The sequence below is a fragment of the Kluyvera genomosp. 3 genome (assembly GCF_011765685.1).
GTDB classification, from domain to species: domain Bacteria; phylum Pseudomonadota; class Gammaproteobacteria; order Enterobacterales; family Enterobacteriaceae; genus Kluyvera; species Kluyvera georgiana_A.
The window spans coordinates 206870-222018 of sequence record NZ_CP050321.1 but is presented as its reverse complement, the minus strand read 5'-3'; the positions used below and the strand labels follow the sequence as shown (position 1 = coordinate 222018).

The following is a 15149-nucleotide window of genomic DNA, read 5'->3' as shown; positions in this document are numbered from 1 at the left end:
TCAATTAATGCCGATGTCACAAATTCAGCTATCGAGCTGAAAGTGCTGATCGAGCAAATGCGCGAGCAGATCCAGAACATCGAGTAACGTTTCACGCGATCTCGCGTAGTCTCACTAAGTCACGTCAGGATGAAAAGGCCATTGTAAATCATGGCCTTTTTTGTTTTATATAGTCTCATATCGTATCACTACAGCGCGTGTTCTGCGTGTACTTAAAGGTGTACTTATTCAGATTTAAGTACACACGCTTAAGTACACCCCCTCTGATGATGAGAGACATATGGGAAAACTGACAGACATACAAATCCGTACATGGATTAGAAACAATGAGCACTTTGCGGGTCGCTCTGACGGGAATGGGCTATACATCTGTTTTCCAGTGACTTATAGCGCCCCATTCTGGCGATTTCGCTACAAAATGGCTGGCAAAGCCAGAGTTATGCTGATTGGCTATTACTCCAGCATTTCGCTCTCGAAAGCTCGGGAAATTGCTAAAGAGCTTTCTGCCCGTGTCGCTCTGGGGCATGACGTAGCAGGAGAGAAGCAGGAACGTAAAGCTGAAGCGTTAAAGAAGATGGAAGAAGAGAAACATGCGCTCCGTGTTTCAGAACTAGCTGCGGAATACTTTGAGCGTCAGATCCTCAACCGGTGGAAGCACCCTGACATTCTGCGTCGTCGCATAGACAAAGACATCAACCCTAATATCGGGCATTTCAGAATCGAAGATGTTAAAGCTTGGCATATCGACGATATGCTGCAAAAAATCGTCCAACGTGGTGCGCCGACAGTTGCTAATGACGTTCTTCGCTGGACTCGCCGTATTTTTGATTTCGGTATCAAGCGACATATGCTTGAAAACAACCCTACTAGTTCTTTTGAAATCTCGGATGCTGGTGGGCAGGAGCAAAGCAGAGAACGCTGGCTGAGCCGTGAGGAATTGATGAAGCTCTTTCAGGCTATGCCCATGACAAAAGGTTTCTCACGTCAAAACGAGCTGACAATGAAGCTTCTGCTGGTTTTTTGCTGCCGCAAAATGGAGCTTTGCGGTGCGCGTTGGGAGGAGTTCGATCTTGATGAAGCGGTCTGGCACTTACCCGCAGAACGAGTTAAGAATGGTGATGCGATCGACATTCCTATCCCTGCACCTGCGCTTGAATGGTTGAAAGAACTGCATCAGATGTCCTGCAATAGTCAGTGGGTTCTTCCAGCAAGAAAGATGCAGCACCGAATGATCCCTCACATACAAGAAAGCACATTGCCCGTTGCGTTGAGCAAGGTAAGGGGCAATCTACCTGATGTGCCTAATTTTACTATTCATGATTTTCGACGTACCGCACGATCGCACTTGGCTGCGCTGGGAGTCGATCCAGTAGTTGCAGAACGTTGCCTAAATCACAGAATTAAAGGTGTTGAGGGGATATACAACCGCTATGAGTATTTCGATGAGAGGAAGCGAGCTTTGGATTTGTGGGCTAACATGCTAGTTTCGTTGGAGAAAGGTAATGACTACAACGTAACACCCTTGAAGAAAAGTAGCTCATTATCATCATAAATGTTGGATGCAAATTAACTTGCAAACCTTCAAGCTGGTTCTGGCTTCAACTGCTTTTCTGGATTACAAGCCAGTAATCCAACGTTGTATTAACAATATCCGACTTGAGATAAGTGTTTACTATCAATCAGTTATGAACTGATACATTTAAATTCAGGGAGAGTAAATGATAGATATTAGTTCAGCTAAAGTAGCTAAAGTCATTGTCCACCGTGTTGGGAATAAACTCAGAGACGAGGGATTTCATCTATCACAGGCAGAGTGTCACCGTTCAAGCACACTCGACGAACTACTGATAAGGGATTTCCTTGCTCCTGTAGTCAGAAAAGGTCAAGAGTACAGCTTGACACATGAATCAGATGTTTCCTTGAACACTATCAATCATTATGCCGATAACGTTTTCAAAACTTCAAATGCATTCAAAGAAAGCAGTGATGCGATAGCAAAACACCTATATAGTTGCTCAGGCCATCAGAATATTGGTGGCGGTGAATTCCTTGTGATTTTATTTGACGGTATTAGGTCTGAAGATCAATCACTACAAGCCCTTGGTCTATACAAAGTTGAAGGAAAGGATGATTACCTAGATGTTGGGGAAGAGAAAGGAGAGATCCAAGTAATTGAGAGGGTTGGAATATCTCTTAGTAAAGTCCAGAAAGGTGCTGTCATTATCTCTAATGGCCTGAAAGTATTTGCGATCGATAACTTAGGACAAAAAACAAAGTATTGGATAGAAAACTTTCTTAAAGTAGCACCAAGCCAAACACCTCAAAAATCCGCACAAATAGCTGGTGCATTACTTAAAGCGATATCTAATAGAGTTGAAACACCGAGCAATGCACTGGAATTCACGCATCAAGTAGAAGAATTACTTACCGAGACGGATGCTCTATCTCTATCCGACATTCGCAAAATTTCAAATAACTATTTGAACAATGAAGAAGTTGATGAATTGCTGAATGGAACTCGTCTTAAATATGGTGTTTCACTTGATGACAGCATACCAATTGAAAGCAAACGTCTTGCCAAATTTGCAAAAGAAATTGTCACGAAGGCACGAATTGCAGAAGGAGTCAGTCTACTCGTTTCAAATCCAGATGCAAAGATCCATTCAATAGACGTAAAGCCCGTTAAGAACGGATATCGTGCGGTTGTAGATATTCAAATGAAGGAGGCAAAGTAATGGCTGGTGAAAAGTCAAAAAAATCAGGGGAAATTGGGGAAGCATTAGCCAAAGCGCTCCTAAACCGTATTGGTTGGCAACATTTAATTCACAATATTGCCATCAGTTGTAATACTCCAACTCATCTAAACGATGAGGGAAATGCACGTCAAAGCCACGGAGAAGATCAAGTCTATCTCTACAATAATCCCTTCCATGATGATCGAACTGATTTTGTTCATGTCTCAAATAAAAACACCCTTGGAAGTTATCCAAAAGAAGGGACATTAAGGTCACAGTTTAAAAGCCACATAAAAGAACTTAATCAAACCATTGAATGTGCAAAATACAACTCCACGTTACGAGAAATCGGTACTAACTTCAAAGCAAAGAGGAACAGATATCACGCAGGTCTTCTTATTTGGTTCCATAATGATCACGATAATATTGAGAAAAGTATTTTAGCAGATCTTGCCCCAGCCCGTCTGGATTTGGATACAGATATTCCATTTTATGTAATTGACAATGGCAGAGCTACTTTCCTTTTAAGGGTAGTTGATGACTTACGTAAACGTTCAACTGGTGGAGACTATCAGTTCTTTTATCCTCGGATTGGTACATCGATAACTGTTGATGAAATGAGGACAGGTAAAGAACTTCCACTTGAACTCTTAGCTTCAGATATAATTCCAGCTGTATTGGATAAAGATGGTATTAAAGAGCTAATTATTTATGCAAACGAAAGTTTCGATTCAACCTCTTATAAAAACTTAATGGCATATGGATTAAGTTTTTCGTCCGGACTAATCACTAATATAAAGATTGGCATGCCGGATTACAACCCGGCACGCGATGAAGAAGCTGTACAAAAAGCTCGACTCGCATTCCATAATCGCCCTGAAGAAATTATACCATTTTCATTTAATCGCTCCATTCTTGATCTTCTCCAAGAGGAATCCCAATGAAGCAAATTCTGGAATCTAATTATACTATCCCATTGGGATCTGAACTTCGTGTACTACTCAACAGCGAACATATTTCATACGGTGAAATCCATTTAGCATTAAAGGCAAAAGGGATTTTTTCTGGGAGTAATGATAAATCGATAACAGTTCCACTTTTGTCAGCTACATTACTAACTCCCTCAGGTTATTCAGCTTTAATTGAAGCATCAGTTGATAGAGATTCAAAACCTAAAGTTAAAGTTTCCTCACTCGATTTGGTTGATTCAGCTTCAGATTGGGTAACTCCGCTAAAGCAATTATTTGAAAGTGAATTCAATCCATTCGCTAACATCGAAAACGTTGAGGTTTTAGATAGTCCAGGCGTCATTGTTGATGGGAAAAATAAAGTACGAATTCCATTCTCAATAGTTCGTAAGGATTTTAGTAAAGACTGGACTCAGAGGGAACTAAGATTTGATGGCGAGGTTGCTATTGAACGTCTAGGAGGCAATCTTAAGCTCGATTTTTCGTCAACACATTCATCGAAAGAGACAGAGATTGTTAATAGAAGAATGACCGCTCAAATAACCAAAACTCTTAAAGAATCAGGGGTGACTCAAAATGAAAAAGAGCGGAGAATTACATTTGACAGTTTTACAAATATTGAACGTGTTCGTTTCTTTAAAAGGTTAACAGGCGGTCACGGGAGATTTATTAAAAAGGGCAGTGTGAGCGATATGGAAATAAATCGGGATACCTCAGGCCCTTCACTTCCAGACGATCCACAAATTTCATGGATGAAGCATACAGTAAAACGACTGAAGATAGATGGCGAAAAACTTAATGATATCTTCCTAATATCTGATGAAAAATATTATGATTATTATCATGTACAGAGAATGGACGTTACGTTCGGCTTTGCTTCCGCAGCAAATTCTGGTGAATTTAAAGCCAGTTTATTTTTTAGTACTCCTTCAAGAGGTGACTTAGCAAAAAATGATGCTGAACTTACTTTCGAAATTCTAAAGATCACTCATGATCACAAAGTAAACTCAGATGCAAAAAGAGAACTAAGTACAGAAATTGGTAAGCAAGTACGTCTTCTTATAGAAACTGAATTTGAGAAAATTGTAGCAGAGCGGATTACTGATAAAACTGCCGCTTAAACTATGGCAAGGGCAAGCATCATCACAATTTATGATGCTTGCCTAATTGATTAATTATATTGGTACTGCCCATCCATTGAGCCAACAGCAGAAACACCGCAATAGCTTTCGCAGCTACGGGTCATAACATTGACAGAACCATCTTTCAATTCACTAATCACTGCCACACATGCACTCGTTGAGTCGCTGTAAACCCAACGATTTCGCTGCCCTGCACCTACACCAACAGATTTAGCAACGCCCTCCATATTACAAACACCAGAAGCATTACCGTGAGAGGCATTAATATTAAATTCAGCAGTACCATTCCCCGTCGACAAAGATAAAGCACCATTTTGCTTAGTGTATTCACCTGCATGTGCCATGGAAAAACTACTGGCTAATAGTAAAGTTAGAACAATCTTTTTCATTATTACTCCTTTATATATTGTTAAAAATTAAAAAAATATTTCCCCAAAAAATCATCACCGATATATTTTTATACTGGAATATCCTTGCTTTCGTGTTTCCATTCGTTGAGTATCGTAGGTATTGCCACATTTAATACACGAATAAACATTAGTAATATTATATCGTTCTTCTGTCCAAGTTGATTTTATAATTGCCTGCTTTCCACAATGAGGGCCTCTTGTATCCCCACCAACCACGCCCAGGCTTTGAGTTTTGCTCCTAGGTATGGCTGATAAAAATTCTCTTTTAGTATCTATTAGTTTAATACTATATGAAGCATTACAACCCTTACATCTAAGGCCACTCGAAATAAAATAAAAAACCACCTTCACAATAGGAAATAAAAGCAGTGAAAAAATTAACACACTGACGATTAAACGAATCGGTATTTCCATAGGTGTGAAGATATACCCTATAAATGAAATAGCTCCAGTTATCCCCACACCATATAGCCATGAATGAATGTTCGCTTCATGCTTAATTTCATCTTGCTCATTATTCATGTTTCCTCCCAAATTAACTCACATTATCTATGTCAAACAACTTAGATTTACTTACACTTCATATGATTTAATCAACCAATTGTATATATATGGGATACATAGGGAGACTCAATAACCCTGAACGTCCCCGCCCCAACAACATGGTTCATTACTTTTACATTCTGGATAGATGATTTTTCACGTAGTTGCGCTCGATGGTAAAATGCAGAGTATGCCACCAAGCCCTCCCCCCAGGTAATATCTCTTGTTGGGGCAACAATCGCATTACAGAACGATTTGTGTAGGGTAAATAACTCTTCTGCGCCATTACCAACAGAGCAACTTGAGAAACAAATACATTTCCCTTTTAATATCGGCCATGCAAGTCGATCTAAATCTCGCCATGTAATAATAGCGTCATCTGTTAGAGCAAAACCGCCATTATATCCATGAGCACTAATATGGACATATTTTATGTTTTCTCTTTGAGCGACTTTTAACGCTTTAATGAGCATTTTCTCATTAATAGCCTCAATGCTTTTGGCGTTGATACCCTGTAATTGAAGTATACGCTTTAATGTTTCTCCTTCACCTCTGCCATCATAAATATCCTGATCACTACGTGATTCAATAATCAATACTTCCTGTTTTTTCATCAGCCACGCCAAACAAGATATTCGTTTATGAGTTTGTTATAGACATACCAAAAAGATCCCATCTTCAGTTCAAGGAGTTGGTTACCGCAAAAGTGTTAGATTACGAGGTATCCACTCTCTTGCTCCCTTCTCCTTCCTTCCCTTCACCACAATGACTATAGATGCGCAAAATTCATTTATAATCCATAGATGATGTTCATACAAGAGAAAAAAGGCCACAAACTTCCATCTATAGACATTTTAAGGAAGTGAAGAGCTGTATATGGCCCAGTTACCCTCAGATAGTGCAGACAAACAGGTAGGCCAACGCATTCAAATGCGTCGTAAAGAGCTGGGGATGACAGCCCAGCACTTAGCGGAGCTTGTTGATATATCCCACCAACAGCTTTCTCGTTATGAACGTGGAACAAACAAGATCAACGTAGCGCACCTCGTGAACATCGCGGTTAAGCTCAACACACCGATTAGCTGGTTTTTCATTGATTGCTTCGCGACGTTTGAAAATGATGTCCAGAAACAACAGGATTTCGCTCCTGTAAAAGATGCAGACTTGAAGAGTCGACTTGATAATATATGGCCTCGCTTAACACATGAGCAAAGGCGCATATTGATTATGTTTCTTGATAAATACACCAAATAGCAGTAATAATTGATGGCTATTTCAACCAAATTTTTGTAAATCAGCAATGAGGGGCATTTTTATCTAATTCCATCATTTCCTGAACGACCTTTTCCAGGTTTAAAATATCCTCAACAAACTTGTATATATCACGTCTAATAGTTTTGTTATCTAAAGATCTAAGTTCATCACGCCTCACTGATTTCACTGTATTTTCGAGCGATGAAAGTGGTGTTTTAATCCCTTTGTTTTTTAATTCTTTCAATATATCTTCATAGCTTAAATTTAGTCCATATTTCAAATGACTAACAAGTAGATGTAAGTGCAGTAATTCCTGAGAGCCTTCTGTTTTCGGTATGTACTTTGTTATAGAATCTGAAATTCTCAATAGATACTTCATAACTCCCGAGTATGTTTCTATAAGGTTATATTTTCCTTTCTCTGGGCGACGATAACCTAGAGTCTCACATAATTCGATTAGCTTATCATAGTGAAAGTCATCGAGTCTTATTGATAACTTTTTATCTCCAAGCTTATCCAATTTTTCCTTGCGTCTGTTTTGATATTCAATGTACTTCTCACGCCGATAAGCCAATTCTGCTTCTTCTCGAATTTCATTTTTCTTAACCATGATTTTTCCTATCTGAATCAAACCACCTTTAGATCTGATCATCAGATTAACACAACATCCCTCAAAAATCTGATCATCAGATTTGAAGATCAAGGAAATTTGGTCTGCGCTCAAATGAGTACTCATCAACTAGTTGATATTTATATGAAAAAATTACACCCGCAAAAATCTGTAAAGACTGGCCGCATCAACTGGATGCGTAAACCAAACAGGCTTTTACGATGCACACCTCACGTTTGATTAAACTCAAAACTGTCCTTGAATACTGTGCCTTCTCACGAGCAACACTCTATCGCCAGATAAAAGCAGGCCACTTCCCTGAGCCTGTACGCCTTACAGGTGGAATAGCCAGCACAAACGAATCCTCGCGTGCAGTTGCATGGCGAGAAGAGGAAATACTGCAATGGATTGCCAATCGTCAAAAAGTGCCGTTAGCAGAAACCAAAATTTGATGATGTTTATGGATCAGAAAATCCCATCCCTCTAATAGCACGTTATATGTACATAGATATGAATAGTGAGAGTAATAACTGATATTGATTCATATGCTGATTATGGCCTCATATGGGCTGTAACTCTCACTATTCTGAGAAGGAATAGTTATGTTATTACACAGAAGCAATATAGATATATGCCAATCTTTAAATATCGGTAGCGATAATGACGGGCATAACCTAAAAATAAGAATTGATAAGTTAACTGTAGTTAGTGATTTTCTTCCTGAAGAGGATAAAAGGGAAGTGTATAGTAAACTGGAAAAAATGAATCAGCGGAGTGAAAAGACATATCGAGTTGAATACATTAAAAACAAAAAGGAAAAACCTTATCGCAAATCACTAAATATTTACAATAGAAAGAAGAACTCTCCAGTTCTATTGCACATTGATTATGTTCCGAAGCATCCTAATACAGGAGGGCTACGTTTGGATTTTAATCCCCAACACATGACGAAAGTAAAAATAGATGAATTAGTATCATGGATAAATGGCAACTTAGGTGAGATATTTTATCGGCTACTGGTTCGAGCTTGGGTTACAAGAATTGATGTAGCTCTTGATATATATAACTGCAAGCTAGATGATTACCTATGGGGATTAAAAAATGCAGGGAAGAGCACGTATTACGATACTGAAAATGGATTACCTGGAGTAAGAATAGGCAGCAATCGCTCTCTTCTACATATTCATTGTTATGAAAAAGTTAATGCACGCCGTGACAGAAAACTTATTCTGAAGGATCGTGCCAAACTTATTAATATCAATCTGGATGAGCATAAGCGCTTTTTGCGTGTCGAAGCTCGATACAAGCCTGGCGCTAAACCAACTAGTAAGAAAAAGAATGCCTTGGGGCTTTCCCAACTCCTGGAGATGAAGAATCCGTTCAAACGATTTCAAGTCTACTCTAGCAGCTTAGGAAAGGAGTTACTTACTAGCGGGTATCTTGCTACCCTCCCAAAAGAACCCAGCGTAATAGCGCTGAAAGCCAGTCTCAGACAACAGCTAGGGCGTTCGCGCTTGACTGCCTTACTAACCCGACACAGAACAGTGCTATTCGATGAGTGCGAGCTCTGGAATCAGTGGCCACGCTGCGTTGAGCAATTAAGCAGCATATACAACATAGCATCTGCTTAAGGTGTACTTAAGGGTGTAGCTAATCGAAAGACCGATTAGTCAAAACTCTTATAAATCAAAGCATATACAGCATTACTCAACATTCAGATCCAGAATAACCCGCCAAAGTATACAAAACATCAATGCCCGCAATATTGTGGGCATTTTCATTTCAGGTAGTTTCTTTTTTTTGTACACCGCTGCATGATGAGCCACCCCTTCATGAAAGGGTGATTATGGAAGAGATACGGTATTTCAGAACGTGATTACTCAGATAATTCACGCCACCTCTTTATCCCTTCAGATAATAGGCCTATCTGTTTTTACGCCCTGATATCGATCTAATTATATCTTAAGCATTGGTGGCTAGACTGGCCGCCTTCACCGTAAATAAAGTTAATCATATGCAATTCACGACTACTCAGAGTACGCCAGCCTTCAGCTGGAAAGCCCTTGGCTGGGCCGTATTGTATTTTTGCTTCTTTTCAACAGCATTGCAGATTGTCATCTACGCCACAGGTTATAGCGGCTCGACTGGCCTAAGGGATTCCATTCTCTTTAGCTTGTTATGGCTGGTGCCTGTATTCCTCTTTCCCCGAAAAACCCGCATTATCGGCGCCCTGATTGGCATCATTCTCTGGGCTGCCTCGCTGGCGGCAATTAGCTATTACGTTATTTACGGGCAAGAGTTCTCGCAAAGCGTTCTATTCGTGATGTTCGAAACCAACACCAACGAAGCGGGCGAATTCTTAAGCCAGTACTTTAGCCTCAAAATTGTGTTGGTCGCGTTGGTCTATACGGCGATCGCTATCTTCCTGTGGACACGTCTACGTCCGGTTTACATCCCAACACCATGGCGCTGGCTGGTGTCGTTCGCCTTGCTGTACGGGCTGATCCTGCATCCGCTCGTGACTGGGGTCGTGATGAAGGACAAACCGGTTGCCGATGTGCTGGATGGCGTATCAACCCGCCTTGCTCCTGCCGCACCATGGCAGTTCATTACCGGTTACTACCAGTATCACCACCAGCTCAATAGCCTGACGCGACTGCTCAACGACAACCACGCCCTGCCGCCGCTGGCGAACTTAAAAGACAGCACCGGCGATGCGCCGCGTACGCTGGTGCTGGTGATCGGCGAGTCAACGCAGCGTGGGCATATGAGCCTGTACGGCTATCCACGTGAAACCACGCCGGAACTGGACGCGCTACGTAAGTCCGATCCCAACTTTACCGTGTTCAACGATGTGGTCACATCTCGTCCCTACACAATTGAGATTCTGCAACAGGCGCTGACCTTCGCGAATGAGCAGAACCCGGACCTGTATCTGACCAAACCCTCGCTGATGAACCTGATGAAGCAGGCGGGTTATAAAACCTTCTGGATAACCAACCAGCAGACGATGACGTCGCGCAACACCATGTTGACGGTGTTCTCGAAACAGACCGACCAGCAGTTCTATATGAACCAGCAGCGCACCCAAAGCGCCCGCGAATACGATGCCAACGTGCTGGCGCCGTTTAAGCAGGTGCTGGCCGACCCGGCGCCGAAAAAGTTCATTATCGTTCACCTGCTGGGTACGCATATTAACTACGAGTACCGCTACCCTGAAAACTGGAACAAATTCTCCGGTAAAACCGACACTATGCCGGCTGGTTTAAGCCAGGATCAGCAGGACACGTACAACAACTATGACAACGCCAACCTGTATAACGACTATATCGTTTCCACGCTGATTAAAGACTACAAGGCGACGGATCCTAATGGCTTCTTGCTGTACTTCTCTGACCATGGGGAAGAGGTCTATGACACGCCGCCGCATCAGACTCAGGGGCGTAATGAGAAAGAACCGACCCGCCACATGTACACCATTCCGTTCCTGCTGTGGACATCGGAGAAGTGGCATGAGGCGCATCCGCGTGATTTCTCGCAGGACGTGAACCGCAAATACAGCAGCTCCGAGCTCATCCACACCTGGTCAGATTTGGCAGGCCTGAGCTATGACGGTTTCGACCCAACGCGTGCGCTAACCAACCCTCAGTTTGAGGAAAGTACGCGCTGGATTGGCAACCCGTACGACAAAAAATCACTGAAAGATTACGATACGCTGCCGTACGGCGAGCTAACGGGTAATCAGTAAACGATCTTCCGGCCACTTCATCATGAAGTGGCCGTTTTCGGTTGACAGCGCAAGTTTTTAATTAGATTTTTTAATGCATTAATTCATCATAAAAATCGACATGTCCCAACACCACTGCGATAAGAACATCAATTAAAATTAGTTTTAGTAATTAAAATTCACTCTCCTTAGAAAATCTCAATCGTGATCTCACGCACAAATCGCTACCCTTCTGCCATTCATTCCAGGAGCAAACATGTTACTGCACATCCTCTACCTGATTGGTATCACCGCTGAAGCCATGACTGGCGCGCTGGCCGCCGGACGTCGCCGTATGGACACCTTTGGTGTGATTATTATCGCCACCGCCACCGCGCTGGGCGGCGGTTCCGTACGCGATATGTTGCTGGGTCACTATCCGCTAGGCTGGGTGCAGCATCCGGAATACATCATCACCGTCGCCGTTGCGGCTGTGCTGACGACCATTGTCGCGCCGGTGATGCCGCACCTGCGTCGCCTGTTTCTGGTGCTGGACGCCGTGGGGCTTATCGTTTTCTCTATCATCGGTGCACAAATCGCCCTGGATATGGGTGAAGGCCCGATTATCGCCGTGATTGCCGCAGTCATTACCGGGGTCTTTGGCGGCGTGTTGCGCGACATGTTCTGTAAACGCATTCCGCTGGTATTCCAGAAAGAACTTTACGCAGGCATCTCCTTTGCCGCCGCCGTGCTTTACGTCGCGCTACAGCACTACGTCAGCAATCACGATGTGGTGGTGATTTCAACGCTGCTGTTCGGCTTTACCGCCCGCATGCTGGCGCTGAGATTGCGGCTCGGTCTGCCGGTATTTCACTACCGCCACGAAACTCACTAATCAAATCCCACCACGCCCAGCATATGTAGCTTGTCGGCAAGCGCAACGATCGTGGGGTGGTGGAAAAAGGTCACCAGGCGGCGGGCCCTCTCTCGCCCAATGCCCGGTAGCTTTTGCCAGGCCAGCTCATCGCGCGCTGAAATTTGCTGCCACGAAGTATCGCCGGATGCCTGCAGCGCCGTCTCGGGCAATGGCGCGCCCAACGCCTTAACCCACAGTCGAAAAGGCTGACGCCGCGTCATATCAAAACGGTGCCATAGCTGTTCGCCGCGTTCTGGCGCTATCCCCGGTATCGCTTTTAGTTGGGCCGCCTGCCATTCAAGCCAGGAAAAAAGATGGTCGAACGGTAACGCCATCATCACCCTGCTCCAGCCAGCTTCTCCCAAACCTTCCAGATTAAAAACCTGTGGTGAAGACAACCAGTTCAGGCGAGCCAGAAACTGTGCCCGACAGCCATCCGTGAGGAAATAACAGGTTAGCGAATGGTATTCCCCCTGCGGAGGATTAGGTTTTGTTCGATCCTGCCCACGCCAGACCACGCTATCCAGCCGGGGAATCCCCTGACCTGCCAGGCTCACCAGCAGTTGATCGCCCACGGTGAAATCCAGACGTCGCCAGCGTGCAACGGAGCCCACATTCACCCGCCTCACCAGCTTGTCATCCAGCTTTACCGGTTCAAGCTCTGCGACAACCGAGACCTTGCCGCTACGCCCTATCGAAAAGTGAATACCGTTCACCTGCGCCACCTGCGTCACCGGCTCGTATTTCCATGCTGCCACCCAGGTTCCCTGTGTGGGCTGCCAGTACGCGCCCGCGGGCTCTTTAGCCTGCCGGATCACAATGCCATCAGTCGCAAAGGGTAACGGCGTGGTTAACCAATGCTCGCGCCAGTTCGCCACCTCCTGAACACGAGAAACACGATGAGAGTAGCGCTGGGCAAGTTCAAATCCAGACGCAGACAGCTGCGCCAGCCGTTCAGACATCGCCGCCGGACCATCCGGCCATGCCCAGATAAACAGCGATAATGCCGACAGTGGCTCACGTTTGCCTTGTCGCATTAACATACCCGCCACCTTAGCACGGGCGTTCATGCCGCCCATTTTGCGCTGCACGTGCCCCTCGGCGCGTAAAAAGATCTCGCCTTGTAAAACGCTGTTTGCCAGAGCCCCCTGAACCGTTTTCGGCAACGACGGTATCTGTCTGACCTTATCCGTCCAGTCTTCCCCCACCAGACCATCACCCCGACTAATCGCCTGGTAAAGCTGCCCATGGCGATAAACCAGCGTTACCGCAACGCCATCAACTTTTGGCTGCACCCACAGTTCCGCTTTATCTTGCATCCACTGCTCTACAGCCCGTGCATCCGCCAGTTTTCGCACTCCGGTATGGGCGACAGGATGCTTAAGCGCGTCGTGTAATGGCGGCAAACTCGTGCTCTCTACGGGTTTCGCACCAAAGCAATGCTGCCACTGCGCGAGCCGAGCCGTAAGCTGGTCATAGACGCCGTCGCTCACCCCGCTGGCGCCTTGCCGCCAGTAATCGGCGTTCCACTTTGCTATTTGCCCCTGTAGCTGCGCAATCTCTTGCTCGGCCCGCGCGGCAGACCAGACTGGACAGCTGGCTTGCACCTGCATAACCAGCAGCCACCCCAGGCCCATCATCCATGCCTTCATATGCTTTCCCCGTCAGTACGCTGGCTCTGTTTGTAATGCAGCCGTTTTCTGGACGCGAGCACGAGCGTATCGTTTCCCGAGCAGGCTTCAGGGAAAATGCATTCGTTGCAGCAACATGGGGATAATTCAGGAAAACGACTCGCAAAATGAAAGAAACTGGCGCAAAAAGTGTGACAAAGGCTACGTCGCGCAGCGCCGCCGTGTATAATAGGCTCGTATGTAAGTTCTCTTTCGATCATCACATACAAAAGACACTCATGGCTCAAGGCACGCTTTATATTGTTTCCGCCCCTAGCGGCGCGGGTAAATCCAGCCTGATTCAGGCTTTATTAAAAACCCAACCGTTGTATGACTCCCAGGTCTCTGTTTCACATACCACGCGCTCGCCGCGTCCGGGTGAAGTGCACGGTGAACACTATTTCTTCGTGAATCACGACGAATTCCGTTCGATGATTGGCGAAGGTGCGTTTCTGGAACACGCAGAAGTCTTTGGCAACTATTACGGCACCTCGCGTCAGGCTATCGAGCAGGTCCTGGCGACCGGCGTTGATGTCTTCCTGGATATCGACTGGCAAGGCGCACAGCAAATCCGTAAAAGCATGCCGGGCGCGCGCAGCATCTTCATTCTGCCGCCGTCTAAAATTGAACTGGACCGCCGCCTGCGTGGCCGTGGCCAGGACAGCGAGGAAGTCATCGCAAAACGAATGGCTCAGGCAGTTGCAGAAATGAGTCATTACGCGGAATATGATTACCTCATCGTCAATGATGATTTCGATACCGCGCTGAGTGATTTAAAGACCATCCTCCGCGCTGAACGTCTGCGTATGAGCCGCCAAAAGCAGCGACATGACGCTTTAATCAGCAAATTATTGGCAGACTGAACCCACTTTCAGTATCATGCCCAGTCATTTCTTCACCTGTGGAGCATTAAAGTATGGCACGCGTAACTGTTCAGGACGCTGTAGAGAAAATTGGTAACCGTTTTGACCTGGTACTGGTCGCCGCGCGTCGCGCTCGTCAGATGCAGGTAGGCGGCAAGGATCCGCTGGTACCGGAAGAAAACGATAAAACCACCGTGATCGCACTGCGCGAAATCGAAGAAGGTCTGATCAACAACCAGATCCTCGACGTGCGCGAGCGCCAGGAACAGCAAGAGCAGGAAGCCGCTGAATTACAAGCTGTTACCGCTATTGCTGAAGGTCGTCGTTAATTA

General features: G+C 44.8%; 16 protein-coding genes. 11 read left to right on the top strand and 5 right to left on the bottom strand.

Translation table 11 applies throughout. The features are described 5' to 3' along the window. Window positions 1–280: 280 nt before the first annotated feature. The 4 genes from GY169_RS01070 to GY169_RS01055 all read left to right on the top strand — a co-directional run bounded on the left by GY169_RS01070 (window position 281) and on the right by GY169_RS01055 (window position 4824). On the top strand, window positions 281–1552 hold the full coding sequence (locus tag GY169_RS01070) for a tyrosine-type recombinase/integrase (RefSeq protein WP_167574805.1): 1272 nt from the start codon (window positions 281–283) through the stop codon (window positions 1550–1552). A 166-nt stretch (window positions 1553–1718) separates the two neighbouring features. Beyond that, the gene (locus tag GY169_RS01065; RefSeq protein WP_167574804.1) at window positions 1719–2735 is read left to right on the top strand and encodes a nucleoid-associated protein; all 1017 of its coding nucleotides are present in this window, start codon (window positions 1719–1721) and stop codon (window positions 2733–2735) included. Beyond that, on the top strand, window positions 2735–3679 hold the full coding sequence (locus GY169_RS01060) for a hypothetical protein (RefSeq protein WP_167574803.1): 945 nt from the start codon (window positions 2735–2737) through the stop codon (window positions 3677–3679). The genes GY169_RS01065 and GY169_RS01060 overlap by 1 nt, the downstream gene beginning before the upstream one ends. Beyond that, entirely contained in the window at window positions 3676–4824 is a 1149-nt protein-coding gene (locus tag GY169_RS01055) for a hypothetical protein (protein ID WP_167574802.1), read from the top strand. Before GY169_RS01060 ends, GY169_RS01055 begins: the two co-directional genes overlap by 4 nt. Before the next feature lie 50 nt (window positions 4825–4874). On the opposite strand, the gene GY169_RS01050 is transcribed toward GY169_RS01055, so the two are convergent. The 3 genes from GY169_RS01050 to GY169_RS01040 form a co-directional block, all read right to left on the bottom strand. Next, window positions 4875–5234 (bottom strand): acyl-CoA dehydrogenase, encoded by a 360-nt coding sequence (locus GY169_RS01050; protein WP_167574801.1) that lies wholly within the window; start codon window positions 5232–5234, stop codon window positions 4875–4877. 54 nt (window positions 5235–5288) lie between these two features. Then, on the bottom strand, window positions 5289–5777 hold the full coding sequence (locus GY169_RS01045) for a hypothetical protein (RefSeq protein ID WP_167574800.1): 489 nt from the start codon (window positions 5775–5777) through the stop codon (window positions 5289–5291). Window positions 5778–5848: 71 nt separating this feature from the next. Continuing rightward, window positions 5849–6412: a hypothetical protein gene (locus tag GY169_RS01040; RefSeq protein WP_167574799.1), complete on the bottom strand. Its 564-nt coding sequence runs from the start codon at window positions 6410–6412 to the stop codon at window positions 5849–5851. A gap of 262 nt (window positions 6413–6674) precedes the next feature. Between GY169_RS01040 and GY169_RS01035 the strand changes: the two genes are divergently transcribed. Beyond that, window positions 6675–7052 (top strand): helix-turn-helix domain-containing protein, encoded by a 378-nt coding sequence (locus tag GY169_RS01035; RefSeq protein WP_167574798.1) that lies wholly within the window; start codon window positions 6675–6677, stop codon window positions 7050–7052. 40 nt (window positions 7053–7092) lie between these two features. Here GY169_RS01035 and GY169_RS01030 read toward each other — a convergent pair whose 3' ends face one another. Next, complete coding sequence (locus tag GY169_RS01030) at window positions 7093–7662, bottom strand: hypothetical protein (protein ID WP_167574797.1); 570 nt, start codon at window positions 7660–7662, stop codon at window positions 7093–7095. A gap of 221 nt (window positions 7663–7883) precedes the next feature. On the opposite strand from GY169_RS01030, the gene GY169_RS01025 reads away from it, so the two are divergent. From GY169_RS01025 to GY169_RS01010, 4 genes are all read left to right on the top strand, one after another. Beyond that, window positions 7884–8114: a helix-turn-helix transcriptional regulator gene (locus tag GY169_RS01025; protein ID WP_071888053.1), complete on the top strand. Its 231-nt coding sequence runs from the start codon at window positions 7884–7886 to the stop codon at window positions 8112–8114. A gap of 150 nt (window positions 8115–8264) precedes the next feature. Continuing rightward, entirely contained in the window at window positions 8265–9293 is a 1029-nt protein-coding gene (locus GY169_RS01020; protein ID WP_167574796.1) for a hypothetical protein, read from the top strand. A gap of 383 nt (window positions 9294–9676) precedes the next feature. Then, entirely contained in the window at window positions 9677–11410 is a 1734-nt protein-coding gene (locus tag GY169_RS01015; RefSeq protein WP_167574795.1) for a phosphoethanolamine transferase CptA, read from the top strand. Between the two features lie 235 nt (window positions 11411–11645). Then, window positions 11646–12263, top strand: coding sequence for a trimeric intracellular cation channel family protein (locus tag GY169_RS01010; protein ID WP_163446949.1), 618 nt, complete (start codon window positions 11646–11648; stop codon window positions 12261–12263). Here GY169_RS01010 and ligB read toward each other — a convergent pair. Then, window positions 12260–13936 (bottom strand): NAD-dependent DNA ligase LigB, encoded by a 1677-nt coding sequence (gene ligB, locus GY169_RS01005; protein WP_167574794.1) that lies wholly within the window; start codon window positions 13934–13936, stop codon window positions 12260–12262. The two genes, GY169_RS01010 and ligB, sit on opposite strands and share 4 nt — an antisense overlap. Window positions 13937–14193: 257 nt before the next feature. Between ligB and gmk the strand changes: the two genes are divergently transcribed. Beyond that, window positions 14194–14817, top strand: coding sequence for a guanylate kinase (gene gmk, locus GY169_RS01000; RefSeq protein WP_163446945.1), 624 nt, complete (start codon window positions 14194–14196; stop codon window positions 14815–14817). A 53-nt stretch (window positions 14818–14870) separates the two neighbouring features. Further along, window positions 14871–15146 carry a DNA-directed RNA polymerase subunit omega gene (rpoZ, locus tag GY169_RS00995; RefSeq protein ID WP_000135058.1) on the top strand — a complete coding sequence of 92 codons (276 nt, stop codon included), beginning with the start codon at window positions 14871–14873 and terminating at the stop codon, window positions 15144–15146. Window positions 15147–15149: the final 3 nt, after the last annotated feature.

Bases quoted from the DNA above. Each gene is read 5' to 3' on its own strand.
- GY169_RS01070 (WP_167574805.1), top strand. From the start codon at position 281: ATGGGAAAACTGACAGACATACAAATCCGTACATGGATTAGAAACAAT.
- GY169_RS01065 (WP_167574804.1), top strand. From the start codon at position 1,719: ATGATAGATATTAGTTCAGCTAAAGTAGCTAAAGTCATTGTCCACCGT.
- GY169_RS01060 (WP_167574803.1), top strand. From the start codon at position 2,735: ATGGCTGGTGAAAAGTCAAAAAAATCAGGGGAAATTGGGGAAGCATTA.
- GY169_RS01055 (WP_167574802.1), top strand. From the start codon at position 3,676: ATGAAGCAAATTCTGGAATCTAATTATACTATCCCATTGGGATCTGAA.
- GY169_RS01050 (WP_167574801.1), bottom strand. From the start codon at position 5,234: ATGAAAAAGATTGTTCTAACTTTACTATTAGCCAGTAGTTTTTCCATG.
- GY169_RS01045 (WP_167574800.1), bottom strand. From the start codon at position 5,777: ATGAATAATGAGCAAGATGAAATTAAGCATGAAGCGAACATTCATTCA.
- GY169_RS01040 (WP_167574799.1), bottom strand. From the start codon at position 6,412: ATGAAAAAACAGGAAGTATTGATTATTGAATCACGTAGTGATCAGGAT.
- GY169_RS01035 (WP_167574798.1), top strand. From the start codon at position 6,675: ATGGCCCAGTTACCCTCAGATAGTGCAGACAAACAGGTAGGCCAACGC.
- GY169_RS01030 (WP_167574797.1), bottom strand. From the start codon at position 7,662: ATGGTTAAGAAAAATGAAATTCGAGAAGAAGCAGAATTGGCTTATCGG.
- GY169_RS01025 (WP_071888053.1), top strand. From the start codon at position 7,884: ATGCACACCTCACGTTTGATTAAACTCAAAACTGTCCTTGAATACTGT.
- GY169_RS01020 (WP_167574796.1), top strand. From the start codon at position 8,265: ATGTTATTACACAGAAGCAATATAGATATATGCCAATCTTTAAATATC.
- GY169_RS01015 (WP_167574795.1), top strand. From the start codon at position 9,677: ATGCAATTCACGACTACTCAGAGTACGCCAGCCTTCAGCTGGAAAGCC.
- GY169_RS01010 (WP_163446949.1), top strand. From the start codon at position 11,646: ATGTTACTGCACATCCTCTACCTGATTGGTATCACCGCTGAAGCCATG.
- ligB (WP_167574794.1), bottom strand. From the start codon at position 13,936: ATGAAGGCATGGATGATGGGCCTGGGGTGGCTGCTGGTTATGCAGGTG.
- gmk (WP_163446945.1), top strand. From the start codon at position 14,194: ATGGCTCAAGGCACGCTTTATATTGTTTCCGCCCCTAGCGGCGCGGGT.
- rpoZ (WP_000135058.1), top strand. From the start codon at position 14,871: ATGGCACGCGTAACTGTTCAGGACGCTGTAGAGAAAATTGGTAACCGT.